Raw genomic sequence first — 25,771 nt, forward strand, 5'->3', positions numbered from 1 at the left:
CCATTCGCGGGACAAGCCCGCTCCCACAGGTACAGTGTCAGTCTCAAGGCTTGCGCCGTACCTGTGGGAGCGGGCTTGTCCCGCGAATGGGGCGCGAAGCGCCCCCCGGCTTTCTACGAAACCACCGCTTCGGCTGGCGAGACGATGCTGGTCTTGGCCCCGCGCGATCTGCCCGAACTCAGGTACGCCGCAATCGACTCCTGCGTCACCTCGCCCAAAAACACCTGCTCGGCATCCAGCACCGGCAACCACGCCCGGTTGAACTCGTACATGCGCGACAGCAGGATGCGCAAATGTTCATCGTGCGACGCCGTGGCATTGAACGAACGCAGGAAGTCGCCACACGTCCCTTGCTGGCGGTGCATGTCACGTCGGCGCACATAGCCCAGTGCCTTGTTCTGTGCATCGGTCACCACGACATAGCGGCGGTCGTGCTCATCCAGCAGCTCGAGCGCATCGCTCACGGGCGTTTCCGGGCTCACCGATGGCGCGTTGTCCGCTGCATCCTCGGCGCGTACCAGCAGCAGGCGTTTGAGGGTGCTGTCCTGGCCAACGAAGTTGCTCACGAAGTCGTCCGCCGGGTGCGCCAGCAAGGTGTCGGGGTGGTCCAGCTGCAACAGTTTGCCGGCGCGGAAGATGGCAATCTTGTCGCCCAGCTTGATGGCCTCGTCAATGTCGTGGCTGACCATGATCACGGTCTTGTTCAGCGCCCGCTGCATCTCGAAGAACTCGTTCTGGATCATTTCGCGGTTGATCGGGTCGACCGCGCCGAACGGCTCGTCCATCAGCAATACCGGTGCTTCGGCCGCCAAGGCACGGATCACGCCGATCCGCTGCTGCTGGCCACCGGACAGCTCGCGCGGGTAGCGCTGCAGGTACTGCTTGGGTTCGAGCTTGATCATGTGCATCAGCTCACGCGCCCGCTCGTGGCACTTTTGCTTGTCCCAGCCGAGCAGGCGCGGGACCACGGTGATGTTCTCCTCGATGGTCATGTTGGGGAACAGGCCAATCTGCTGGATCACGTAACCAATGCGGCGGCGCAGGGTGACCTCGTCCAGCCCGGTAGTGTCTTCGCCGTTGATGAACACCTGGCCGGAGGTAGGGGTGATCAGGCGGTTGATCATTTTCAGCGTGGTGCTCTTGCCGCAGCCCGAGGGGCCGAGGAACACGCAGATTTCGCCTTCATTGACGGTGAGGTTCACCGAGTCGACGGCTTTGACGTCCTTGCCGTTGACGTTGAAGGTTTTGCTGAGGTTCTTCAGTTCGATCATGAGCGCAGTCCTTCTGGAGTCAGGGCACGTTGCAGGGTTTGCAGCAGCAGGTCGGCGATGATCGCCAGCAGGCTGACCAGTACGGCGCCGACCAGCAGCATCGACATGTCGCTGCGGCTGATGGAGGTAAGAATGAGTACGCCCAGGCCGCCGGCGCCGATGGTGGCGGCAATGGTCATAACGCCGATGTTCATGACTACGGCAGTGCGTACACCGGCGAGGATTACCGGTACCGCGATAGGCAGCTCGACCATGCGCAGGCGTTGGCCGAAGGTCATGCCAATGCCGCGTGCGGCTTCCCGGATACCGGGCTCGACATTGGTCAGGGCCAGGTAGGTATTTCGCATGATCGGCAGCAGCGAGTACAGGAACACTGCAGTGATCGCGGGTAGTGGACCCAGGCCTTGGCCGAACTTGGAGTAGAACGGCAGCAGCAGGCCGAACAGGGCAATCGACGGGATGGTAAGCAGCACCGTGGCGCTGGCTTGCAGCGGCCCGGCAACAGCCGGGAAGCGGGTCATCAAGATGCCCAACGGTACGCCGACGAGGATGGCCAGGCTCACTGCAACGCCCACCAGCATGATGTGCTGCCAGGTCAGTTGCAGCACCTGGGCCCAGTCCAGGTGGCTGAAGGTATCGATCAGGTTCATGGCTGGCCCTCGCTGTTCAGTGGGTGCTCGCGCAGGAAGGTGGCGGCCACGGTGCTCGGGTTCTGGTGCTGGACGTCAACCTTGGCGTTGAGCTGGCGCATGGTTTCGTCGTCCAGTTGCTCGGCCAGTGGCTTGAGCAGGGCGGCCAGTTGCGGGTTGGCGTCGAGCACGGCTTTGCGCACCACAGGCGCGGCGGTGTAGTCGGGGAAGTAGTGCTTGTCGTCTTCCAGCAGCTTGAGGTTGAACGCACTCAGGCGGCCATCGGTGGTGTACACCAAACCGGCGAACACCTGGTTATTGCGCATGGCGGTGTACACCAGGCCACCGTCCATCTGGCGGATGTTGCGCCGGTCCAGCGGCAAGCCGTACATCTCGCGCAGGCCAACCAGGCCGTCGGGACGGTTGGCGAACTCGGTGTCCAGCGCCACCAGGTGGTTGCGCGGGCTTTCGTCACGCAGTACCTGGTTGAGGTCGCTGATGGTGTTGACCTGCGGGTAGGCGTCGGCCACTTGCTTGGGCAGGCCCAGTGCGTAGGTGTTGCTGAACTTCGACGGGGTCAGCCAGATCAGGTCCTTCTTTGCATCCAGCTCTTTGACCCTGGCGAAGGTGGCTTCGGCACTGGGCATGCGCTCGTCGATGTGGTTGTAAGACACCAGCGAAACACCGGTGTATTCCCACATCAGATCAAGCTGACCGGTTTCCTGGGCCTGGCGCGCGATGTTACTGCCAAGGCCGGTGGTGACGCGCACGTCAAAGCCATTGGCGCGCAGGTATTGCGCAGTGATTTCGGCGAGCACAGTCTGCTCGGTGAACACCCGCGCGCCGATGCGCACCAGCGGTTTTTCCGCTGCCTGGGCAAATCCTGCGAACAGCAGGGCCGCGCCCAGCAGCAAGGCGATTCTCTTGTTCATAGGTTCCCTATCCTTGTTGGGCCAGGCCACGTTCCAGCCAGCGCTTGCTGGAGAAACTCACCGCCGCGTCCAGCACCAGCGCCAGCAGTGCGGTGCAGGCGGCACCCAGCAGCAGCTGTGGCTGGTTGTTCAGGGCGATGCCGGGGAAGATCAGGCTGCCCAGGCTGTTGGCGCCGATCAGGAATGCCAGTGGCGCGGTGCCCACGTTCAATGCCAGGGCCACACGTACACCCCCGACGATGATCGGCACGGCATTCGGTAGCTCCACCTGCCAGAGTTGCTGGCGCGGGGTCATGCCGATGCCGGTAGCGGCTTCCTTGAGCGAGGCGGGGACGTTTTTCAGGCCCTCGTAGGTGTTGCGCACGATGGGCAGGAGGGAGGCGAGGAACAGCGCGAAGATCGCAGGCCCGGCGCCTATGCCCAGGATACTGAGCGCGATGGCCAGAACGGCCAGGGGAGGGATGGTGTTGCCAACGTTGAAAAATTGCATGAAGCGTTCGGCTTTGTCGACCCGGTGCGGTCGACTGAGGGCAATGCCAGCCGGGATGCCCACGGCCAGCGCCGCCGCCATCGAAGCCAGCACCAGAACCAGGTGCGCTTGCAGGTAGAACCCAAGATCGTCGCGGTAACGCGCGATCGTGTCGATGCCGATCCAGTGGACCAGCAGGGCCAGGATGACGAGCACGGTGGCGCATCCCAACAGCCCTTTACCGTAGCGTTTAGCCACAGGCGGACTCCTTGTGTTGTCGGCGAGCACACTTCTTTTTTGCCGGCCAGTCCTGGCGGCGGTTGGTGTGTTCGCGAGTAGCAGCGTGACGCACGCCGAAGGCTGCGATCAGGCCATGAGCCGAACCCCGTCGGGCCCGAAAATGCTGATGAAACCAGTCCCCAACCGAAGCGGGTTGCAGGGGAATGGACGTCTCCGTGGGCGTAAAGGTTCCCATTTGAGGCGGCATTTGGCCAGCGTTAATCACTGGGTGTCAGGAATTTTGGCGAGAAAAAACAGCAGCTTAATGCGCTGCAGGCGTTGAAATAACTGCGCTTTGGCCATTTGTCGCGATAAAGCGATTGCCAGATGTTTTTTTTGCCATTGGGCTGGCCCTGTCGCCGGCAAGCCCGCTCCCACAGGTCTGCGCAAGGCTTGAAAACAGCGCAGGTCATTGTGGGAGCGGGTTCACCCGCGAGACGCCGGCGCAACTGCCGCTGATTCAGCAGATTTTGGTCCCAGCCCAACTTCAGGTATGATATCGCCCCTTTTTGAATCCCCCAGTCAGGCGATTTCCCATGACCAACCAGGCCGCCGAAGTCGCGAAGCGCCGCACTTTCGCAATCATTTCCCACCCCGACGCCGGTAAGACCACCATCACCGAGAAGCTGCTGCTGATGGGTAAGGCCATTGCCGTCGCCGGTACCGTGAAGTCGCGCAAGTCCGACCGCCACGCCACTTCCGACTGGATGGAAATGGAGAAGCAGCGCGGCATCTCGATTACCACCTCGGTGATGCAGTTCCCGTACCGCGAGCACATGATCAACCTGCTCGACACCCCCGGCCACGAAGACTTCTCGGAAGACACCTACCGCACCCTGACCGCGGTGGACTCGGCGCTGATGGTGCTCGACGGCGGTAAAGGTGTAGAGCCGCGTACCATCGCCCTGATGGACGTCTGCCGCCTGCGTGATACGCCCATTGTCAGCTTTATCAACAAACTCGACCGTGACATCCGCGACCCGATCGAACTGCTCGACGAGATCGAAGCGGTTCTGAAGATCAAGGCTGCGCCGATCACCTGGCCGATTGGTTGCTACCGCGACTTCAAGGGCGTGTACCACCTGCGCGGTGACTACATCATTGTCTACACCCCGGGCCACGGCCATGAGCGTACCGAGGTGAAGATCATCGAGAAGCTCGACTCCGATGAAGCCCGCGCGCACCTGGGTGACGAATATGATCGCTTCCTCGAGCAGCTTGAGCTGGTACAGGGTGCATGCCATGAGTTCGACCAGGACGAATTCATCAACGGCCAACTGACGCCCGTGTTCTTTGGTACGGCGCTGGGCAACTTCGGTGTCGACCATGTGCTCGATGCCGTAGTCGACTGGGCGCCGCGGCCGCTGGCCCGGGTCGCCCACGAGCGTACCGTGGAGCCGGTGGAAGAAAAGTTCACAGGTTTCGTGTTCAAGATCCAGGCGAACATGGACCCGAAACACCGTGACCGTATCGCCTTCATGCGCATCTGTTCGGGCAAGTACGAAAAGGGCATGAAGATGCGCCACGTGCGTACCGGCAAGGACCTGCGCATCGGTGATGCGCTGACCTTCTTCTCCTCTGAGCGCGAGCAGCTGGATGAGGCCTTTGCCGGCGACATCATCGGCCTGCACAACCACGGTACCATCCAGATTGGCGACACCTTCACCGAAGGTGAGGCGCTGGGCTTCACGGGGATTCCGCACTTTGCCCCGGAACTGTTCCGCCGCGTGCGCCTGAAGGACCCGCTCAAGTCCAAGCAGCTTCGCCAGGGCCTGCAGCAGCTGGCCGAAGAAGGCGCGACCCAGGTGTTCTTCCCCGAGCGCAGCAACGACATCATCCTCGGTGCGGTGGGTGTGCTGCAGTTCGATGTGGTCGCCAGCCGCCTGAAGGAAGAGTACAAAGTCGAATGCGCCTACGAGCCGATCACCGTGTGGTCGGCGCGCTGGATCAGCTGTGACGACAAGAAGAAGCTCGAGGAATTCCAGACCAAGGCCATGGAAAACCTGGCTATCGACGGTGGCGGGCACCTGACCTACCTGGCGCCGACCCGGGTCAACCTGGCGCTGATGGAAGAGCGCTGGCCGGATGTGAAATTCCGCGCGACCCGCGAACACCATTAAGGCCTGAAATCGGGGGCCGCTAGGCGGCCCCATTTCAATTTCCGGCTTTGATACTGGTCCAGATCCGGGTGCGAATGCGGTCGATCTTCGCTGGCATCGCTTCCAGCGCATACAATTTACCCATCATGTCTTCGCTCGGGTAAATCATCGTATTGCCCTTCATTGCCGGCTCCACCAGCCCGTCCGCCTTCAGGTTACCGTTGGCGTACTGCACATGGTTGCTGATGTTGGCCATCACCTCTGGTTGCAGCAGATAGTTCATGTAGGCATACCCGGCTTTTTCGTCCGGCGCATCGGCCGGCATGGCCACCATGTCAAACCACATGGGCGCGCCTTCCTTGGGTATCGAGTAGCCCACCTTCACCCCGTTGTTCGCTTCTTCGGCACGGTTTTTCGCTTGCAGCACATCCCCCGAGAAGCCCACCACCACACAGATATCGCCATTGGCCAGGTCGCCGGTGTACTTGGACGAATGGAAGTAGCTGATGTACGGCCGCACCTGCATCAGCAGGGCCTTGGCCTTTTCGTAGTCCGCCGGGTTCTGGCTGTGGTGCGGCAGGCCCAGGTAGTGCAGGGCAATCGGCAGCAGTTCGGGGCCGTTGTCCAGCACGGCGACGCCACAGCTTTTCAGCTTGCTCATGTACTCGGGCTTGAAGATCAGGTCCCACGAATCCACCGGCGCGTTGTCGCCGAGCACCGCCTTGACCTTGTCGATGTTGTAGCCAATGCCGGTACTGCCCCACAGGTACGGGAAGCCGTACTGGTTGCCGGGGTCGTTTACCTCCAGTGCCTTGAGCAGCACCGGGTTGAGGTTTTGCCAGTTGGGCAGCTGCGACTTGTCCAGCTTCTTCAGGGCCTTGCCCTGGATCTGCCGTGCCATGAAGTGGTTGGAGGGGAACACCACATCGTAGCCGGAGTTGCCGGTCATCAGCTTGCCGTCGAGGGTTTCGTTGCTGTCGTACACATCGTAGGTGGGCACGATGCCACTGGCTTGCTGGAAGTTCTTCAGCGTGTCGGGGGCGACGTAGCTGGACCAGTTGTAGATTTTCACCGTTTCGGCGGCGTTGGCCACACTGGCGGCCAGCATCAGAGGAGCGAGAAGGAGCGTGCGCATGTCGGGTTTACCTTGCTTTGTCTGTTGTTATCGAAGGCAGGCGATCAGCGGATCAGAAGATAAGTACGTAGGTCTTGCGCACGGTCTCCTGGATGTCCCAGGTGCCTGTGCTGTTGGCCGGTAGCATCAATGCGTCTCCGGCTTCTATGACCAGGGGTTCGCCACCGTCAGGGGTGAAGGTGCAGCGGCCCTTGATGAAATGGCAGAACTCCTGTTGCACGATCTGCCGCCGCCAGCGCCCGGGGGTGCACTCCCAGATGCCGGTCTCGACGCCATCACTGCGCTCCACGCAGGTGACAGACGTTACAGCCACGGGGTCGCCAAGTGGCACCGCGACCGGGTTGGAGCTGTCGAGCACAGCGCTGTCGGTGTTCTTGAACTGGGTGATGCTCATGACCGGTGGATCCTGTGCAGTTGATAAGGGAAGTCAGTGCATGAAGCCTTCCATGAAGTCCGCAAGCGAGCTGGCCAGGCGCCGCCTCCACGGCGCGCTGGCGGGGTTGGCGAGGGTGCGGTCCTCGTGGACGAAGCTTTGGATGATCGCGTTGTAGCCCAGCCAGCGGCAGGGCTCGGGCGGCCAGCTGGCCAGGCTCGAAACCGGGCGGTTGTCCAGTACCCAAGGTTGTGCCGTCAGTTCGTTGTGCTGGTTAAGGATCAGCGCGGCCAGGGTGCGCCCGCCCAGGTTGGTGGCACCGACGCCTTCGCCACCGTAGCCACCGGCCAGGGCAATGCCGCGCTGGCGGTCGCAGAGCATGTGCGGGCGGAAGCGCCGCGCCATGCCCAGGTTGCCGCCCCAGGAGTGAGTGATGCGCACATGCTTGAGCTGGGGGAACAGCTCGCTGAACAGGTAGCGGCGCAGTTCGATTTCGTGCGCTTGGAGGTTGAAGTTTTCGCGCAGGCGGCCACCGAAACGGTAACCACCGCGTGCGCCGAATACCAGGCGGTTATCGGCAGTACGCTGGCCGTAGGTGACCTGCCTGCTGCTCTCGCTGAAGGCTTGGCCCTGGCTCAGGCCGATCTGCTCCCAGGTGGCCTCCGGCAGCGGTTCGGTGGCCACCAGCAAGCTCTGCACAGGCAACTGGTGCTTGCCCAGCGGCGGCAGGCTGGCCGCATAGCCTTCAACAGCGGGCACCATCCACTGGCAGCGAATGCGTGCCAGCGGGGTGCGCACTTCGCCGGGCTGCCAATCGATTGCAGGGGTGTTTTCGTAGATCGGCACACCCAGCGCTTCGACCGCGCGCGCCAGGCCGCGCACCAGCTTGGCCGGCTGGATGGTTGCGGTGTGCGGGCTGTAGATGGCGCCAAACGCATTGCTGACCCGCAGCTGGCTGCCCAACTGCTCGGGGCGTAGCCAGCGGTAGTCATCCTCGGTCATGCCTTGGCGATACAGGTCGTCGAGGTAGGCGCGCAGGCTGCGCTCCTGCTCCGGGTAGCGTGCCGCGCAGTACAGCACACCCCCTTTGCGGTAGTCGCAGTCGATGCCTTCGCGCTGCAGCACGGCGTGTACTTCATCGGGTATGCCGTGCAGCAGGTCGATGCTGGCGCGGCGCTGTTGGGGCGACAGGGTGGCCAGCAAGCGGTCTTCGCCCAACAGGTTGCCCATCAGCCAGCCGCCATTGCGCCCAGAGGCGCCGAAACCGGCAATGTTGGCGTCGATGACCACGATGTTCTGCTGTGGCGCCTGGCGCTTGAGGTAGTAGGCGGTCCACAGGCCTGTGTAGCCGGCGCCGATAATGCACACATCCGCGTGCAGGTCTTCGCGCAGGGCCGGGCGGGCGCACAGTGGCTCGTCGAGCTGGTCCATCCACAGGCTTATCGTGCGCAGGGGTTGCATCGGGTTCGACTCCACATCCGTCAAGGTCTGTGGGTGATCCTAGTGATGTGGGCCGGCCGCTGTCTTACGTGCGTGCACGCAGGGAAAATTGCTTCAGGTAAGCCTTGGGTGTGAACCCGGTGTGTTCACGGAAGCACTTGTAGAACGCCGACAGCGAGTTGAAGCCGGCGCTGAAGGCCAGCTCATCGATCGTCGCTTCGACGCTGTCATCGTCAAGGCTGGCCATCAGGTGCTGCAGGCGGGCCTGGTTGACGTAGCGGTAGAAGCTTTGCCCCAGCACCTGGTTCAGCAGGTAGGAAATCTGGTTGCGGCTGTAGCCACTGGCGTCGGCGACTTGCTGCAGGTTCAGTTCTGCGTCCAGGTAGGGGCGCTTGCGCTGGAAGTAGTGCTCCAGGTCCTGGGCCATGGTCGACAACTGCCGGGGTGACAGGCCCAGGCGACTGGTTGCCGGGCGCGGGCCTGCGCTGGCGTGGCGGGTGCCGTTGTGGCGGACCAGCGTGGCGTATTCGTTGACCTGCCAGATAAGCCCGTCCTTGACGGTGATCGCTTCGCTGGACTTGAACGCTACCAGGCCGTCACCGCCCTGGACCGTGACCTGGTACTGGATGAACGCTGTGCAGCCGTCGACGCGGATGCGGTCGCTGTGGACGATGTCTTCGCCGGCCTCATGGGGCAGGCAGGCGCGGACGTAGTCGCGCAGCTCCTGGTAGCCGAGCACGCGGTTCTGGAAGAAGTCGTGGTACTGGATGTCAGGGTGGTAGAGCGCCATCACGCCGTCTAGATCGCGGTGCTTCCAGCACAGGTGATAGCGCAGCACCGTGTCTGCGGTAATCGGGGTGTGGGCAGGGCCATCAGGGAGCGTCATGGGTGAATGATGCCTCGTCGCCAAGTTTGCGACAAGAATGCAGAACACCTGATGCACAGGGCCCAGTCGCGCAATTTGCACGATTCAAAATTAATCCGTTTTTCCAACTCATTGTTTTTCAATGGGTTAATTTTTTGTCACAACTGGCACAGCCGCTGCAAAGGTTACTGCGCGAATGGACTTGTCGCTAACCACTTAAGGCGAAAACATCATGATCACCCCTGCCGACTATCCCGCTGTCGATTCACAAAGCCGCTCAGGTGTTTCCTGGGCTGCGATCTTCGCTGGCGCCGCTACTGCAGCTGCCTTGTCTCTGATCCTGGTGGTCCTTGGTGCAGGGCTTGGCTTTGCAGCCACTTCACCTTGGGCAGACGAGGGGGCGAGTGCAAAAGCCTTGGGCATTTCCACCATCGTATGGCTGCTGCTGACGCAGATCATCGCTTCGGGCCTGGGTGGCTACATTGCCGGCCGGCTGCGGGTGAAATGGGCCAACCTGCATGGCGATGAAGTGTATTTCCGCGATACCGCGCATGGTTTCCTGTCCTGGGCCGTAGCAACTCTGGTGGCTGCCATGTTGGTGCTGGGTGCTGCGGGCAACCTGGTGGGCGCTGGTGCCAGTGCAGCTTCGCAGGCGGCTACCGTATCGGCCGCTGCCGGTGGTGCCGCGGCGTCCGGTGACAAGAACGATTCGATGGGCTATTTCGTCGATAGCCTGTTCCGTGGGGATGGCCCGGCGCCGGTCAGCGAGGATGCAGCCAATGGCGTGGCCGCACGCATCCTGGCCAAAGGCATTGCCAGCGATGGTGCGCTGCCTGCCGAAGACCGTACCTACCTGGCGCAGCTGGTGGCCCAGCGTACGCGCTTGACCCAGGCCGAAGCCGAAGCCCGTGTCGATCAGGTGATGGGCCAGGTGCAACAGCTGAAGCTGAAGGCCAAGCAAGCCGCTGATACCGCCGCCAAGGTCGCTGCCTGGACAGCGCTGTGGACCTTCGTCGCGCTGCTGTGTGGCGCCTTCTTCGCCAGCCTTGCAGCGCTCTACGGTGGTCGCCGCCGTGACCAGGTGCAGTGGCTGGAAGGTGAATACGTAGCCCATCGCACCATTCAACGTTAAGCAAGGAGAACTGACATGCGCTCGATACTGCTCTGGATGCTTGGTGTACCGATCCCGGTCATCATCCTGATTGCCATTTTCATGCATTGACCGAGAGGGCCGCTTTGCGGCCCATTCGCAGCACAAGGCTGCTCCTACAGACGACCGCGATATCCCCTGTTATCGCGGTCCCTTGCAGGAGCAGCCTTGTGCTGCGAATGGGGCGCAGAGCGCCCCCGGTCATCTACAGGAACTGCTCGGCATAGTGGCAAGCCACCTGCCGGCTACTCACCTGCCGCAACGCCGGCACCTCCTTGGCACAGCGTTCCGTCGCATACGGGCAGCGCTTGTGAAACGCACACCCATCTGGCGGGTTCAACGGGTTGGGCAGCTCCCCGACAATGCGGATCTTCGGCTTCAGCGGATCCGGGTGAATGGCAGGTGTTGCCGACAGCAGCGCCTGGGTATAGGGATGCAGCGGCCGCTCGTAAATATCCGTTTTCGGCCCCATCTCTGCCGGTCGCCCCAGGTACATCACCAGTACGTGATCGGCCACATGCCGCACCACCGCCAGGTTGTGCGAGATGAACACGTAGGCGGTGTTGAACTCCTTCTGCAAATCCATGAACAGGTTCAGTACCTGCGCCTGGATCGACACATCCAATGCCGAGGTCGGCTCGTCCGCCACCAGCACTTTTGGCTGCAGCATCATCGCTCGGGCCAAGGCGATACGCTGGCGCTGGCCACCAGAGAACATATGTGGATAGCGCTGGTAATGCTCGGGGCGCAGGCCCACCTGCTCCATCATTTTTTGCACTTTCTCGCGCCGTTCGGCTTTGCTCAGCGAGGTGTTGATCAGCAGCGGCTCGGCCAGCTGGTCACCAATTTTCTGCCGTGGGTTGAGCGAGGCGTAGGGGCTCTGGAACACCATCTGCACGTCGCGCCGCAGTTGCTTGCGCTCAGCCTTGCTGGCGCCGTTCACCTCGGTGCCGGCAATTTGCAGCGAGCCGGACGACGGCTCTTCGATCAGGGTCAGGGCGCGGGCCAGGGTGGACTTGCCGCAGCCCGACTCGCCGACCACCGCCAGGGTCTTGCCGGCTTCCAGTTCGAACGATACGCCATTCAGCGCACGGACCAGGGCGTGCCCTTTGAACAGGCCGCGGGAGACTTCGTAATGCCGGGTAAGCTCGCGCGCAGATAGAACGACGGCCATCACGCCACCTCCTGGTTCAACGGGTAGAAACAACGCACCAGGCTGTGAGCCTGGGGATCGAGGGGAGGGCGCTGGCGCCGACAGTTGTCCTGCACATAGGGGCAGCGCGGCGACAACAGGCAGCCGACGGGGCGGTCGTAGCGGCCAGGGACGATGCCAGGCAGGGTGGCCAGGCGCTCGGCGCCGATGCTGTGCTCGGGGATCGCCGCCAGCAGGGCTTCGCTGTAGGGGTGGGCGGGCACGTCGAACAGCGTCGGCACCTGGCCCACCTCGACGGCTTCGCCTGCGTACATCACGCATACCCGCTTGGCCGTTTCGGCGACCACGGCGAGGTCGTGGGTGATCAGGATGAGCGCCATGTTGCGCTCCTTCTGCAGGTTGACCAGCAGCTCCATGATCTGCGCCTGGATGGTCACGTCCAGTGCGGTGGTCGGCTCGTCGGCGATCAGCAGCTTGGGCTCGCCGGCAATGGCCATGGCAATCGCCACACGCTGGCTCATGCCGCCAGACAGCTGATGCGGATAGGCATCCAGGCGGCTTTGCGCAGCTGGGATCTCGACCTTTTTCAACAGCTCAAGGGCACGCTGGCGCGCGGCCTTGCCCGTCAGGCCCAGGTGCTGGCGCAGCACTTCTTCGATCTGGTAGCCCACGGTATAGCTGGGGTTGAGGGCGGTCATCGGGTCCTGGAAGACCATGGCGATGTCCTTGCCCACCACCTTGCGCCGCTGGCGGCCGCTGAGCTTGAGCATGTCGGTGCCGTCGAAACGGAGGGCATCGGCGGTGATGCGCCCGGGGGCGTCGATCAGGCCCATCAAGGCCATCATGGTCACGGATTTGCCCGAGCCGGATTCGCCGACGATGGCCAGGATCTCGCCAGCCTCCACCGACAGGTCCAGGCCATCGACGACAGGTACGGCATTGGCGTCGCCGAAGCGCACGTTCAGGTTGTTGATCTGCAACAGTGACATGGCGTTCTCCTCAGGCGGCGTTCTTGAGTTTCGGGTCCAGCGCATCGCGCAGGCCGTCGCCCATCAGGTTGATTGCCAGCACACTGAGCAGAATGGTCAGGCCGGGCAGGCTCACCACCCACCAGGCGCGCTCGATATAGTCACGGGCCGAAGCCAGCATGGTGCCCCACTCCGGGGTGGGTGGTTGCACGCCCAGGCCCAGGAAGCCCAACGCGGCAGCATCGAGGATCGCTGAAGAGAAGCTGAGGGTAGCCTGCACGATCAGTGGCGCCATGCAGTTGGGCAGCACGGTGACGAACATCAGCCGTGGCAGCCCGGCACCCGCCAGGCGTGCGGCGGTGACGTAGTCGCGGTTCAGTTCAACCATTACCGCAGCCCGGGTCAGGCGCACGTAGGAGGGCAGTGAGACGATGGCGATGGCGATTACCGTGTTGATCAGGCCTGGGCCGAGGATGGCGACGATGGCCACGGCCAGCAGCAGGGAGGGCAGGGCCAGCATCACATCCATCAGGCGCATGATCGATGGGCCGAGGATGTGCGGGAAGAAGCCGGCCAGCAGGCCCAGCAGGATGCCCGGGATCAGCGACATCACCACCGACGACAGGCCGATCAGCAGCGACAGCCGCGCCCCCTGTATCAGGCGCGAAAGCAGGTCGCGGCCCAGTTCGTCGGTGCCGAGGATGAACTGCCAGGTGCCGCCTTCCAGCCATACCGGCGGGGTCAGCAGGAAGTCGCGGTACTGCTCGCTCGGGTCATGCGGGGCGACCCACGGCGCGAACAGTGCACAGAACACCACCAGGCACATGAAGGCCAGGCCCATCACTGCGCCTTTGTTGCGCGCAAAGGCTTGCCAGAATTCTTTGTACGGCGAGGGGTAGAGCAGGCTCTGGTCCACCGGGCTGGCCGGCGACAAGGATTTTGCAATCGGGCTAGTCATGGCGAAGGCCTCAGCGCTGATGACGGATGCGTGGGTTGGCCAGGCCGTAGAGGATGTCCACGACGAAGTTGACCAGGATTACCAGGCAGGCGATCAACAGGATGCCGTTCTGGACCACGGGGTAGTCACGGGCACCGATGGCTTCGATCAGCCACTTGCCGATGCCCGGCCAGGAAAAGATGGTTTCGGTCAGCACCGCACCGGCCAGCAGCGTGCCGACCTGCAGGCCGAACACGGTCAGCACCGGAATCAAGGCATTGCGCAGGCCGTGCACGAACACCACGCGGGCCGGCGACAGGCCTTTGGCGCGGGCGGTGCGGATGTAGTCTTCGCGCAGTACTTCAAGCATCGACGAACGGGTCATGCGGGCGATGACTGCCAGCGGGATGGTACCCAGCACGATGGCCGGCAGGATCAGGTGCATCACCGCGTCCTTGAAGGCGCCTTCTTCGTCGCTGAGCAGGGTATCGATGAGCATGAAGCCGGTTTTCGGCTCAATGTCGTAGAGCAGGTCGATGCGCCCGGACACTGGGGTCCAGCCCAGGCTCACCGAGAAGAACATGATCAGGATCAGGCCCCACCAGAAGATCGGCATCGAGTAGCCGGCCAGGGAAATGCCCATCACCCCGTGGTCGAACAATGAACCGCGCTTGAGCGCGGCGATCACCCCGGCCAGCAGGCCGACGATACCGGCGAACAGCAGGGCGGCGAAGGCCAGCTCCAGGGTGGCCGGGAACAGGGTGAGAAACTCGGTCCACACGCTTTCGCGGGTGCGCAGCGATTCGCCGAGGTCACCCTGGGCCAGCTTGCCGACATAGTCCAGGTACTGGACCGGCAGTGGCTTGTTCAGGCCCAGGCGCTCCATGGCCTGGGCGTGCATTTCGGGATCGACCCTGCGCTCGCCCATCATGACTTCCACCGGGTCGCCGGGGATCAGGCGTATGAGCGCAAAGGTCAGCAAGGTGATGCCGAAAAAGGTCGGTATCAGCAGGCCAAGGCGCCGGGCAATAAAACTCAACATTGTCGGGGTTACCTCATCAGGCCGCGGGGCGATCAGCCCGGTACGGCAATGCCGCCGGTCCCCGTGTGGGTTGCCGGCGGTCGTTGTTGTTCTACTTCACCTTGGTGGTGGCGAAGTTATTGTTGGTCAGAGGGCTGATCACGTAGCCCTCCACGTTGTCACGCATGGCGGTGAACATCTTTGGATGGGCCATGCTGATCCAGGGTTGGTCGTCATCGTACACCTTCAATGCGTCGCTATAGAGCCTTGCGCGCTCGTCGTTGTCGACCACCTCGCGGGCACGGGTGATCAGCTCCTGGAATTTCGAGTTGCACCAGCGGGCGTAGTTCTCGCCGGTTTTGGCGGCGTCGCAACTGAGCAGCGGGGTGAGGAAGTTGTCGGGGTCGCCGTTGTCGCCAGCCCAGCCGGTGGACACGAGGTCGGCCTCGCCATTTTTTGCACGGCGCAGCATTTCGGCCCATTCCATCACGCGGATATCCAGCAGCAGGCCGATCTGCTTCAGGTCGGCCTGCAGCATCTCGGCCGACAGGCGCGGGTTAGGGTTGGTCATGCCACCGCCGTTGCGGGTAAACAGTGTGATCACCGTGCCTTCCGGTACGCCAGCTTCCTTGAGCAGGGCGCGTGCCTTTGCGAGGTCGCGGGGCGGGTTCTGGTTGGCGGTGTTGAAGCCAGGCATGGTCGGTGGGTAGGGGTTCACACCCACCAGCGCGTTGCCTTTGCCGAACAGCTGGTCGACATGAGTCTGCCGATCGAACGCCATATTGATGGCTTTGCGCACGCGTACATCGCTGAGGTATTTGTGCTCGGTATTCATGGCGATGTAGCCGGTGACAAGCGCTTCGATTTCGGCGACCTTGAGTTTCGGGTCGGCCTTGATCGATGGCACGTCATCCGGCTTGGGGTACAACGCGACCTGGCATTCGTTGGCGCGCAGCTTCTGCAGGCGCACGTTGCTGTCGGTGGCGATGGCGAACACCAGCGCGTCGGCCGGCGGTTTGCCGCGGAAGTAGTCTGGGTTGGGTTTGAAGCGGACCTGCGCATCCTTGTTGTAACGCTGGAAGATGAACGGGCCGGTACCGACCGGCTTGCTGTTCAGCTCGGCGGTTTTACCGGCCCTGAGCAACTGGTCACCGTACTCGGCGGAGTAGATCGAGGTGAAGCCCATGGCCATGTCATGCAGGAACGGTGCTTCCGGCCGGGCCAGGGTGATCACCACGGTGTGGTCGTCGGTCTTGATCACCGATTTGAGCAGCTGCTTGAAGGCCATGCTTTCAAAATACGGGTAGCCGACGCTGGTTTTGTCGTGCCACGGGTGGTGCGGGTCAAGCTGGCGGTTGAGGCTCCACAACACATCGTCGGCGTTGAAGTCGCGGGTCGGCTCGAAGTAGTCGGTGGTGTGGAACTTCACCCCTTGGCGCAGATGGAAGGTGTAGGTCAGCCCGTCTGGCGAAATGTCCCAGCGCTCGGCCAGGGCCGGCTGGACGTCGGTGGTGCCTGGTTTGAAGTCGACCAGGCGGTTGAACAGTGTCTCGGACGTCGCATCAAGTGTGACCGCGGTGGTGTACTGGACAACGTCGAACCCTTCCGGGCTGGCCTCGGTACAGACCACCAGCGGTTTGGCTGCCAGCTGCGTTGCGCTGCCCAGCACCAGCGTGGCGAGGGCAAGGCGTAACGGTAGCGATTTGATGAAAGCTCTCTGCATGGGTTGAACACTCCCTGCTTTTGCATTGATTCCAGCGTAGCCGCCACGGCCCGCTGCGAAGGGGGCCGTGGCGCCAGCGGTCAAAGAATGTTGAATGGAATGGTGGTAACCACCCGGAACTCGTCCAGGCTGCCGTCACCCTGTGCCTTGCTGGCGCGGTGGGTGGTGTAGGTCGCGCGGATGCTGGTGTCTCTCAGCGGCCCGCTCTGCACCGCGTAGCTGGTGCCGATGCCCCACTCGTAGTGGGTTTCGCCGTTCAGGCCATTCACGTCGTAGGCGGTGCCGCGGTAGTGAGTGCCGTCAATGCCCCAGCCGCGTGCGTTGTACAGGTTGAACTTCAGCCCTGGCACGCCGTAGGGCGCCATGTTCAATACATAGGAAAGCTGCAGCGACTTCTCGTTGGGGCCGTTGAAGTCCGACAACAACGAGTTGGCCAGGTAGATGCCGTTGGTTTCGTGCAGGTAGTCGAAGTATTCGTTGCCGTTCACCTGCTGCCACGAGGCGCTGAGGGTATGGGCCTGGTGGGTCAGGCCGAGCGACAGGCTGTAGGTGTCGTTGTCGATCTTGCCCATTTTCTGGCTGCCGGCATCGACGGTCTTGTAGTAGTTAAGGCCGGTGCTCAGGCTGAGCACTGCGCTGTCGCCGAGCACGTGGTTGGCGCCGAAGTAGTACTGGTTCCAGAAGTCGTCTACCTGGGTGGCATACAGGCTGGTACTCAGGCTTTTGAACGGCTGGTAATTGATGCCGGCAGTGCTGGCGCGGTCGGTTTCCACGCCGGTGGCGCCGTATTCGCTGCGAAACTTGCTAAGGCTTTGTTCGGTGCGTGGCGAAACGCGGTCGAAAGTGCCCAGATCGAGGCTCAGGTTGTCGAACTCGGCGCTGTGCAGGAACGCGCCCTGGAAGCTCGATGGCAGGGCGCGGTTGCCGATGTAGGCGATCATGGGCGTGTCCACCGACTGGCGGCCAAGGGTAAGGGTGGTGTTGGACACGCGCGCCTTGATGTTGCCCAGGCCCAGTTTGCTCCACTGGCCGACGGGGTCGCCATCGCTGTGGGTGAGGGTGCGGTTGTTGGGGCCGGCAATCGCTTCGCGGCTCTGCTGCAGGGCGATGGCGTTATAGCCAGCGGCCTCGACAGCGAAACCCACGGTGCCTTGGGTGAAACCGGAGCTGTAGTTGAGGATGGTGCCCTGCAGCCAGTTTTCCCGGCTGTGGGTGGGGTGGCGGGTGCCGTCGCTCTTGTAGTACTTCCACAGCGGGGCGCGTGCAGCGCGTTCGCGGGCGTACCAGTTGCGGGTGCTGCCGGACAGGCTCTGGCCGTCGATGAAGCCGCTGGCTTGCGCCTGCGCGCTGCTGCCTTTGAGGGTGAGCGGAATGTAGTCCTGGCTTTGCGGATCGGCCTGGGCCACGGTGGAAAATGCACTGATGGATAAGGCCAGTGCGCTCAGGGTTGGTACTTTCAAGGTTGAAGCTCCCATTGCTTTCTAGTTATTGCCGGCCTTGTGGGCCGGGTTTTTTGCTGCGGTGTTGCCAGAGTTGCCCGGGGTCGCCGGGCTAAAAGGGGGAGTTGTGTTGCCTGTGCTGGCCTTTTGGCGGGCAAGCCCGCTCCCACAGATAGGGCGCAAGGTCCGAACCTGTAGAGATCCTGCGGGAGCGGGCTTGCCCGCGAAGAGGCCGGTATTGGCTAACGCTTAATCAACACTCACACCGGAAAAATCATTGCGCCCAAACGGGCTGACCTTGAACTCAGAAACCTTGATGCTGAGCGGCTGGTTAACTGTGGAATGCGCCACCGGCGTAATCGGCACCTGCTGTTTGAGCCGTTGCTGGGCCTGCCGGTACAGCGCACTGCGCTGCGGTTGGTCTGTGACCTGCTTGGCCTGCTTGACCAGGCTGTCGTACTGCGGGTCGCACCACAGCGAGTAGTTGTTGCTGCCGATGGCATCGCAGCTGTAGAGGGTGCCTAGCCAGTTGTCCGGGTCACCGTTGTCGCCGGTCCAGCCAATCAGGGCGATGTCGTGCTCGCCGCTTTTCATGCGCTTGAGGTACTCGCCCCATTCGTAACTGACGATGCGCACCTTGAACCCGAGTTTGTTCCAGTCTGCCTGGAGCATTTCGGCCATCAGCTTGGCGTTGGGGTTGTAAGGGCGTTGCACCGGCATGGCCCAAAGGGTGACTTCGGTGCCAGGTTTGACGCCGGCCTGCTGCAGCAGCTGCCTGGCCTTTTGCGGGTCGTAGGGCGCGTCTTTGAGGCTTTCGTCATAGGACCACTGGGTCGGTGGCATGGCGTTGACTGCCAGTTGGCCGGAATCCTGATACACCGCCTGGAGTATGGCCTTCTTGTTCACAGCCATGTCCATCGCCTGGCGCACCTCCAGCCGGTCGAACGGTGGGTGCTGGGTGTTGTAGGCGATGTAGCCGAGGTTGAAGCCTGGTTGCTGCAATACCCGCAGCGAGCTGTCGGCCTTGAGCGCTGGCAGGTCGGCCGGGCGAGGGTGCAGGGTGACCTGGCATTCGTTGCGGCGCAGTTTCTGGATGCGTACCGAAGGGTCGATGTTGATCGAGAACACCAGGTTGTCGATTTTCACCTCATCCGGCGCCCAATACTCCTTGTTGCCTTTGTAGCGGATCTGCGAATCCTTCTGATAACGCTGGAACACGAACGGCCCGGTGCCGATGGGCTGCTGGTTGATGTCGCTCGGTCTTGCGCTGGCCATCAGTTGCCCGGCGTATTCGGCGGAGAGGATGGAGGCGAAGCTCATGGCCAGGTTCTGGATGAACGCGGCATCGACCGTGTTCAGGGTGAATGCCACAGTCAGCGGGTCGATTTTCTCGACATGGGCGATGTTCTTGTCCAGGCCCATGCTGATGAAGTAAGGAAACTCGGTAGGGTAGGCCTGGCGGAACGGGTGGCCTTTGTCGAGCATGCGGTTGAAGGTGAACAGCACATCGTCGGCGTTGAAATCGCGGCTTGGGGAGAAGGCCTTGTTGCTGTGGAACTTCACCCCTTCACGCAGGTGGAAGGTATAGCGCAAGCCATCGTCGGATACTTCCCAGCGGGTTGCCAGGGCAGGGTGCACGGCAGTACCACCACGCTCGAACTCGACCAGGCGGTTGTAGATCGGCTCGGCGGCGTCGTTGTCGGTGGCGCTGGTGTACTGGGCGGTGTCGAGGCCGGCGGGGCTGCCCTCGGAGCAAAACACCAGGTTGTTCGCCAACAGGGCCGGGGATTGGCTCATCAGGCCCAGGGCCAGCAAGGTTGAAAGACGGGTCGCGTGACGCATGGCAAGTCCTTTTTCAGCTGTTTGCGCCGCCTCGGGGTGCGAATGGCGGCAACAGTTCGCCCACCCCGCAGCGGATAGCCGCGGGACGACATGAAGAGGGGGAAGGGGGCAAGGCACCCGCCAGATGGCGGGTGCTGGAGTTACCCTATTTGTCCACGCTTACGCCATAGAAGGCGTTCAGCGCAAACGGGCTGATCTTGAAGTCCTTCACTTTGGCGCTCATGGGCTGATACACGGTGGAGTGGGCGATCGGGGTAATCGGCACCTGCTCCTTGAGAATGTGCTGCGCCTGCTGGTACAGCTCGGTGCGCTTGGCCTGGTCGGAGGTGGCCTTGGCCTGCTTGATCAGGTCGTCGTAGGGCTTGTAGCACCACTTGGAGAAGTTGTTGCCGTCGACGGCATCGCAGCCGTAAAGGGTGCCCAGCCAGTTGTCCGGGTCACCGTTGTCGCCGCTCCAGCCAATCAGCATGGCGCCTTGTTCGCCACCTTTGGAGCGTTTGATGTACTCGCCCCATTCATAGCTGACGATTTTGGCCTTGATGCCGATCTTGGCCCAGTCGGATTGCAGCATTTCGGCCATCAGCTTGGCATTGGGGTTGTATGGGCGTTGCACGGGCATGGCCCACAGGGTGATCTCGGTGCCTTCCTTGATGCCGGCTTCCTTGAGCAGCTGTTTAGCTTTTTCGGGGTCGAAGGGGGCGTCCTTTATGCTGTCGTCATACGACCACTGGGTCGGCGGCATGGCATTGACTGCCAACTGGCCGGCGCCCTGGTAGACCGACTCGATGATCTTCTTCTTGTCCACCGCCATGTCCAGCGCCTGGCGCACTTTCAGCTGAGCCATGGGGTTGGGCTCGTTGCTGCCCTTGATCTTGTCCATCACGTTGTAGGCGATGTAGCCCAGGTTGAACCCGGCTTGCTGGGGCATCTGCAGGTGCTTGTCGGCCTTTAGCGGCTCGATGTCGGCGGGCCGCGGGAACAGGGTGACCTGGCACTCGTTCTTCTTCAGTTTTTGCATGCGTACCGAGGCATCGGTGGTGATGGCGAAGACCAGGTTGTCGATCTTCACGTCCTCGGGCTGCCAGTAGTCCTTGTTGCCCTTGAAGCGAATCTGCGCGTCCTTCTGGTACTTGCTGAACACGAACGGGCCGGTGCCGATCGGCTTCTGGTTGATGTCGGCGGCCTTGCCGTTCTTGAGCAATTGGTCGGCGTACTCGGCGGACTGGATGGAAGCGAAGCTCATGGCCAGGTTCTGGATGAACGCGGCGTCGACCTCGTTAAGGGTGAACTTCACCGTGTGCTCGTCCAGCTTTTCCACCTTGGCGATGTTCTTGTCCATGCCCATGTCGGTGAAATACGGGAACTCGGTAGGGTAGGCCTTGCGGAACGGCTGATCCTTGTCGAGCATGCGGTTGAAGGTGAACAGCACATCGTCGGCGTTGAAGGGCCGGCTGGGCTTGAAGTAGTCGGTGGTATGGAACTTGACGCCTTCGCGCAGGTGGAAGGTGTAGGTCTTGCCGTCGTCGGACACTTCCCACTTGGTCGCCAGGCCCGGGATAACTGCAGTACCGCCTCGTTCGAACTGGGTCAAGCGGTTGAACACGGTCTCTGCCGAGGCGTCGAAGTCGGTCCCGGTGGTGTACTGGCCCGGGTCAAAACCGGCCGGGCTGCCCTCTGAGCAAAACACCAGGTTGGACGCGGCCAGGACCGACGGCGCGCCGGTGAGCAAGCCTGCGCCAAGCAGGAACGGAATGACTGCGTGTTTGAGCATGGTGGCCTCATTGTTGTCATTTTTTGGATGAGGTGGCCTCGTGAGCCGACCTGAGGATACTTATGCAGGGGGTGTTCCCAATGCAACAGGTATAAGGATAGTTGGCGCCGGAAAAGTGGTACGGGCGTACATGGATGTCGCATCAGTATAACTTTAGGCGAAGTTAAACGTTTGCGCAGGCAAAATGATGGCATTTTGCGCGATGTTTCTAGGCGGTGATAAACGTAGGATGCACCTGGGTGTTGCGTAGGAAATGTCTGAAAAGCAGACTCAAGCGGCAAGCGCCAAGCGGCAAGCCAAAGCAGACCGGGTTTACAGTCAACTTGAAGCTTGCCGCTTGAAGCTCGTGGCTGTCAGGGCATTTGCACTTCGATCAGGCCATCAGCATTCATGCTCACTTCGCTGGTGCCCGCCTCGATATCCGGCGCTGGCGCTGCTTCGTCGGCCCCCATGGCTTTCATCGCCATCGGCGCACTGCGCAGGTACGGGCGCGGGTAACCGCTGCTGTTGAGGTTCAGGCTGACCACTTTGTAGCCCTTGCCGCCCAGCGCCTCGGTGGCCAGTTGAGCACGCGCCTTGAAGGCATCGACGGCGTCCTTGAGCAATGCATCCTCACTGGCCTTGCGTGTGGCCGGTGCGATGGAGAAGTCCATGCCGCCCATTTTCAGCTCTTGCAGCAGGTCGGCTGTGAGCTGGGACAGGGCCGGGAAGTTGTCGCTTTCCAGGCGCAGTTCGGCGCGCTCGCGCCAGCCGGTAATCTTCTGGCCCTTGCTGTCATACACCGGGTAGCTGTTGCGGCTGCCTTGGCTGATCTTCACGTCCTTGACCTGTCGCGACTGCTGCACGGCCTTGTTCATGGTTTCGGTGATCTGCTTGGCCAGCTTGCCCGGGTCGCTGTTCTGCGCTTCGCTGTACAGGGTCACGACCATCAGGTCGCGCGGCACTTCCTTGCTCACTTCAGCGCGCAGCGATACCTGGTTGTAACGTGGCTCATCGGCAGCCAGCGCAGGCAGGCTGGCGAGCAAGCCGCAGGACAGAATCAGGGCGGCGCCGCGACGTGGGATTTGCATGTGGTACTCCTTGGCAATAAAAGGCGTGGGGTTGGCCATCATTCCACGCATGGCCCATCAGACCGGCAACAGTGTAGTGGGTTCAAAAGTGCCATCATGAACCTGTGACAAACTGTGGCGCTTTGCCGCAGCGCTGCAGCGAGGCGCCCGGCTTCGGTATACTCCAGCCGATTTTCTGGAGCACTCATCAGGAGAGCTCATGCTCGCCGCCGTACAACCGCTATCTGCTACCCGCCAGAACCTTTGGCGCCTGACCGTCATCCGGGTCCTGGTCCTGGCTGCCCAGGCTGGCTCCGTGGGCGTCGCCTACTGGACCGAATTGCTACCCTTGCCGTGGCTGTCGCTGGCGGGCACCTTGGCTTTGTCGTCGCTGCTGTGTGCCTTCACCGCGCTGCGCTTGCGCCTGTCGCTGCCCGTCACCGAAATGGAGTACGCCCTGCAGTTGGCCTGTGACCTGTTGATCCACAGTGCCTTGCTGTATTACTCCGGCGGCTCGACCAACCCGTTCGTGTCGTATTACCTGGTACCGCTGGCGATTGCCGCAGTGACCTTGCCGTGGCTGTATTCGCTGATTCTGTCGGGTATCGCCCTGACCGCCTACAGCCTGCTGCTGGTGCAGTTCTACCCGCTTGAGGGCCTGCCCATGGCGCGGGACAAGATGCAGGTCTACGGCATGTGGCTGAGCATTGCCCTGGCTGCGGCGGTGATCACTTTCTTTGCCGCACGCATGGCCGAAGAGCTGCGCCGCCAGGAGCAACTGCGGTCCGAGCGGCGTGAAGAAAGCCTGCGCGATGAGCAACTGCTGGCCGTGGCTACCCAGGCCGCCGGTGCTGCCCATGAGCTGGGCACGCCACTGGCGACCATGAGCGTGCTGATCAACGAAATGCGTCAGGACCACACCGACCCGCTGCTGCAGGAAGACCTGCAGATCCTGCAGGACCAGGTAAAGCTGTGCAAAGAGACCTTGCAACAGCTGGTGCGCGCCGCCGAAGCCAACCGCCGCCTGGCGATCGTGGAGCAGGAGGTGACCGCCTGGCTGGACGAGGCGCTGAACCGCTGGCACCTGATGCGCCCGGAAGCCAGCTACCGCTTCCAGCGGTTGCGCGATGGCAAAGTGCCGCGCCTGACGCCACCACCAGACCTGACCCAGGCGCTGCTGAACCTGTTGAACAATGCAGCCGATGCCTGCCCCGATGACTTGGAAGTGCGCCTGGACTGGGACGCTCAGGACATCGTCATCAGTATCCGTGACCATGGCCCTGGCGTGCCGCCGGCCATTGCCGAAGCCATCGGCAAACCCTTCATTACCACCAAAGGCAAAGGCTTCGGCCTGGGCCTGTTCTTGAGCAAGGCCAGCGTGACCCGTGCGGGCGGTTCGGTGAAACTCTATAGTCATGAACAGGGTGGCACCCTGACCGAATTGCGCCTGCCCTATGGCAAGCGAGGAGATGAATGATGAGCGAAGAAAACCAGGTCGAAAGCGAAGAGCTGCCGCACCTGCTGTTGGTGGATGACGATGCCACCTTCACCCGGGTCATGGCCCGGGCAATGAGCCGTCGCGGTTTCCGCGTGAGCACCGCCAGTTCGGCCGAGGAAGGCTTGATTCTGGCCCAGCAGGACCTGCCAGATTACGCCACGCTGGACCTGAAGATGGACGGTGACTCCGGCCTTGTGCTGCTGCCCAAGCTGCTGGAGCTGGACCCTGAAATGCGCGTGGTGATCCTGACCGGTTACTCGAGCATTGCCACGGCGGTGGAAGCGGTCAAGCGCGGCGCCTGCAATTACCTGTGCAAACCGGCTGACGCCGATGATGTGCTGGCAGCATTGCTGTCGGAGCACACCGACCTGGATACCCTGGTGCCGGAAAACCCGATGTCGGTCGACCGCCTGCAGTGGGAACACATCCAGCGCGTGCTGAACGAGCACGAGGGCAACATCTCGGCCACCGCACGTGCGCTGGGCATGCACCGCCGGACCTTGCAGCGCAAGCTGCAGAAGCGCCCGGTCCGGCGCTGAGTCCGCGTTGCCCTCTTCGCGGGGCAAGCCCGCTCCCACAGGCCCTGAACAGGTCTGAAGATTTGTGCGATACCTGTGGGAGCGGGCTTGTCCCGCGAAGAGGCCGGCACTGACAGAAATTTTTCTACAAGCCCGCGATCCCCGCAAATACCAGCCGTTGGCGTATCATTAGCCACCTAACGGCAACCTCTCCAGGATCGCTTGCGCATGCTCGCCCTTCTTATCCAGACGCTGAACATCACGGCACCTGTCTTCGCCATGCTGTTCATGGGCGTGCTGCTCAAACGCATCCGTCTGATCGACGATAATTTCAACCGCGTTGCCTCGCAGTTGGTGTTCAACGTCTGCATGCCTGCGCTGTTGTTCCTCGGCATTTACCACGCCGACCTGGCTGCTGCGGTGAAGCCCGGTGTCATCCTTTACTTCATCGTCGCCACTCTGGTGGGCTTCGGCGTCGCTTGGGGCATGGCCATCTGGCGTAGCCCGCAGGCCGACCGGGGCATCTATACCCAGGGCGCGTTCCGCGGCAACAACGGCGTGATCGGCCTGGCCCTGGCTGCCAGCCTTTACGGCGACTACGGTATTTCGCTGGGTGCAGTGCTCGCCGGCCTGGTCATCCTGATGTACAACTCGCTGTCGGCAGTGGTGCTGGCGGTGTACAGCCCGGACCTCAAGTCCGACCCGTGGAGCATCTGCAAGAGCATTTTAAGCAACCCGCTGATCATCAGCGTGCTGGTCGCGACACCCATGGCTTACGGCCAGGTGCCGCTCCCTAACTGGCTGCTGACTTCAGGTGATTACCTGGCACAGATGACCCTGCCGTTGGCATTGATGTGTATTGGCGGCACCCTGTCGCTGGCGGCGCTGCGCGACAGCGGCCGGCTGGCCATCGACGCCAGCCTGGTAAAGATGGTCTGGCTGCCGCTGGCCGGCACCCTCGGTGCCTGGCTGTGCGGCTTTCGCGGGGCCGAACTGGGTATCCTGTTCCTGTACATCGGCAGCCCGACCGCAGCTGCCAGTTACGTCATGGCGCGGGCGGCCAACGGCAACCATGAGCTGGCTGCGTCGATCATCGTGATCACCACCTTAATGGCGGCAATCACCACCAATATCGGCATTTTCATCTTGCAGTGGGGCGGATGGATCTAGATCCTTGACTGCAAACAACACAAAAACAGCCTCACTGAGC

22 protein-coding genes are annotated in these 25,771 nt (G+C 62.1%); 5 read left to right on the forward strand and 17 right to left on the reverse strand.

The genetic code is table 11. The features are described from left to right. Positions 1–113 precede the first annotated feature (113 nt). Genes OZ911_RS04460 through OZ911_RS04475 form a run of 4 tightly spaced genes read right to left on the reverse strand, consistent with a single transcriptional unit; the run spans position 114 to position 3,559 of the window. Positions 114–1,271, reverse strand: a complete 1,158-nt coding sequence (locus OZ911_RS04460) for an osmoprotectant ABC transporter ATP-binding protein OsmV (protein WP_016484993.1) — start codon at positions 1,269–1,271, stop codon at positions 114–116. After that, on the reverse strand, positions 1,268–1,921 hold the full coding sequence (locus OZ911_RS04465; protein WP_016484994.1) for an ABC transporter permease: 654 nt from the start codon (positions 1,919–1,921) through the stop codon (positions 1,268–1,270). The genes OZ911_RS04460 and OZ911_RS04465 overlap by 4 nt, the downstream gene beginning before the upstream one ends. Continuing rightward, complete coding sequence (locus OZ911_RS04470; protein WP_016484995.1) at positions 1,918–2,832, reverse strand: glycine betaine ABC transporter substrate-binding protein; 915 nt, start codon at positions 2,830–2,832, stop codon at positions 1,918–1,920. The genes OZ911_RS04465 and OZ911_RS04470 overlap by 4 nt, the downstream gene beginning before the upstream one ends. A 7-nt stretch (positions 2,833–2,839) precedes the next feature. Beyond that, on the reverse strand, positions 2,840–3,559 hold the full coding sequence (locus tag OZ911_RS04475) for an ABC transporter permease (RefSeq protein WP_016484996.1): 720 nt from the start codon (positions 3,557–3,559) through the stop codon (positions 2,840–2,842). A gap of 557 nt (positions 3,560–4,116) precedes the next feature. Here OZ911_RS04475 and OZ911_RS04480 point away from each other — a divergent pair. Next, positions 4,117–5,700 (forward strand): peptide chain release factor 3, encoded by a 1,584-nt coding sequence (locus OZ911_RS04480; protein ID WP_016484997.1) that lies wholly within the window; start codon positions 4,117–4,119, stop codon positions 5,698–5,700. 34 nt (positions 5,701–5,734) lie between these two features. On the opposite strand, the gene OZ911_RS04485 is transcribed toward OZ911_RS04480, so the two are convergent. The 4 genes from OZ911_RS04485 to OZ911_RS04500 form a co-directional block, all read right to left on the reverse strand. After that, complete coding sequence (locus OZ911_RS04485) at positions 5,735–6,814, reverse strand: polyamine ABC transporter substrate-binding protein (protein WP_031311967.1); 1,080 nt, start codon at positions 6,812–6,814, stop codon at positions 5,735–5,737. 52 nt (positions 6,815–6,866) lie between these two features. Next, positions 6,867–7,208, reverse strand: coding sequence for a cupin domain-containing protein (locus OZ911_RS04490; protein WP_016484999.1), 342 nt, complete (start codon positions 7,206–7,208; stop codon positions 6,867–6,869). Between the two features lie 33 nt (positions 7,209–7,241). Beyond that, positions 7,242–8,648 (reverse strand): NAD(P)/FAD-dependent oxidoreductase, encoded by a 1,407-nt coding sequence (locus tag OZ911_RS04495; RefSeq protein ID WP_070086797.1) that lies wholly within the window; start codon positions 8,646–8,648, stop codon positions 7,242–7,244. A gap of 64 nt (positions 8,649–8,712) precedes the next feature. Next, positions 8,713–9,513: a helix-turn-helix domain-containing protein gene (locus tag OZ911_RS04500; RefSeq protein ID WP_024717618.1), complete on the reverse strand. Its 801-nt coding sequence runs from the start codon at positions 9,511–9,513 to the stop codon at positions 8,713–8,715. A 211-nt stretch (positions 9,514–9,724) separates the two neighbouring features. On the opposite strand from OZ911_RS04500, the gene OZ911_RS04505 reads away from it, so the two are divergent. Then, positions 9,725–10,624, forward strand: coding sequence for a hypothetical protein (locus OZ911_RS04505; protein WP_023048006.1), 900 nt, complete (start codon positions 9,725–9,727; stop codon positions 10,622–10,624). Positions 10,625–10,847: 223 nt separating this feature from the next. Here OZ911_RS04505 and OZ911_RS04510 read toward each other — a convergent pair whose 3' ends face one another. From OZ911_RS04510 to OZ911_RS04550, 9 genes are all read right to left on the reverse strand, one after another. Next, positions 10,848–11,816 carry a peptide ABC transporter ATP-binding protein gene (locus OZ911_RS04510; protein WP_016485003.1) on the reverse strand — a complete coding sequence of 323 codons (969 nt, stop codon included), beginning with the start codon at positions 11,814–11,816 and terminating at the stop codon, positions 10,848–10,850. Continuing rightward, complete coding sequence (locus tag OZ911_RS04515; RefSeq protein WP_070086796.1) at positions 11,816–12,784, reverse strand: ABC transporter ATP-binding protein; 969 nt, start codon at positions 12,782–12,784, stop codon at positions 11,816–11,818. Before OZ911_RS04515 ends, OZ911_RS04510 begins: the two co-directional genes overlap by 1 nt. 10 nt (positions 12,785–12,794) lie before the next feature. Continuing rightward, a complete protein-coding gene (locus tag OZ911_RS04520) occupies positions 12,795–13,721 on the reverse strand; it encodes an ABC transporter permease subunit (protein ID WP_023048007.1) in 927 nt (308 codons plus the stop codon). A gap of 10 nt (positions 13,722–13,731) precedes the next feature. Then, complete coding sequence (locus OZ911_RS04525; protein ID WP_016485006.1) at positions 13,732–14,742, reverse strand: ABC transporter permease subunit; 1,011 nt, start codon at positions 14,740–14,742, stop codon at positions 13,732–13,734. A gap of 91 nt (positions 14,743–14,833) precedes the next feature. Continuing rightward, positions 14,834–16,444: an ABC transporter substrate-binding protein gene (locus tag OZ911_RS04530; protein ID WP_023048008.1), complete on the reverse strand. Its 1,611-nt coding sequence runs from the start codon at positions 16,442–16,444 to the stop codon at positions 14,834–14,836. Positions 16,445–16,524: 80 nt separating this feature from the next. Further along, positions 16,525–17,904, reverse strand: coding sequence for an OprD family porin (locus tag OZ911_RS04535; protein ID WP_023048009.1), 1,380 nt, complete (start codon positions 17,902–17,904; stop codon positions 16,525–16,527). Positions 17,905–18,132: 228 nt separating this feature from the next. Then, positions 18,133–19,725: an ABC transporter substrate-binding protein gene (locus OZ911_RS04540; RefSeq protein ID WP_023048010.1), complete on the reverse strand. Its 1,593-nt coding sequence runs from the start codon at positions 19,723–19,725 to the stop codon at positions 18,133–18,135. Between the two features lie 145 nt (positions 19,726–19,870). After that, a complete protein-coding gene (locus tag OZ911_RS04545) occupies positions 19,871–21,496 on the reverse strand; it encodes an ABC transporter substrate-binding protein (protein ID WP_023048011.1) in 1,626 nt (541 codons plus the stop codon). Between the two features lie 353 nt (positions 21,497–21,849). Further along, on the reverse strand, positions 21,850–22,566 hold the full coding sequence (locus tag OZ911_RS04550) for an SIMPL domain-containing protein (protein ID WP_016485011.1): 717 nt from the start codon (positions 22,564–22,566) through the stop codon (positions 21,850–21,852). Positions 22,567–22,765: 199 nt separating this feature from the next. On the opposite strand from OZ911_RS04550, the gene OZ911_RS04555 reads away from it, so the two are divergent. The 3 genes from OZ911_RS04555 (at position 22,766) to OZ911_RS04565 (ending at position 25,731) form a co-directional block, all read left to right on the forward strand. Beyond that, complete coding sequence (locus OZ911_RS04555) at positions 22,766–24,022, forward strand: ATP-binding protein (protein ID WP_016485012.1); 1,257 nt, start codon at positions 22,766–22,768, stop codon at positions 24,020–24,022. Beyond that, complete coding sequence (locus OZ911_RS04560) at positions 24,022–24,582, forward strand: response regulator transcription factor (protein WP_003255244.1); 561 nt, start codon at positions 24,022–24,024, stop codon at positions 24,580–24,582. The genes OZ911_RS04555 and OZ911_RS04560 overlap by 1 nt, the downstream gene beginning before the upstream one ends. Positions 24,583–24,789: 207 nt before the next feature. Next, on the forward strand, positions 24,790–25,731 hold the full coding sequence (locus OZ911_RS04565; protein ID WP_016485013.1) for an AEC family transporter: 942 nt from the start codon (positions 24,790–24,792) through the stop codon (positions 25,729–25,731). Positions 25,732–25,771: the final 40 nt, after the last annotated feature.

It is taken from the genome of Pseudomonas fortuita, from assembly GCF_026898135.2.
In the GTDB taxonomy this organism is placed as follows: Bacteria; Pseudomonadota; Gammaproteobacteria; order Pseudomonadales; family Pseudomonadaceae; genus Aquipseudomonas; species Aquipseudomonas fortuita.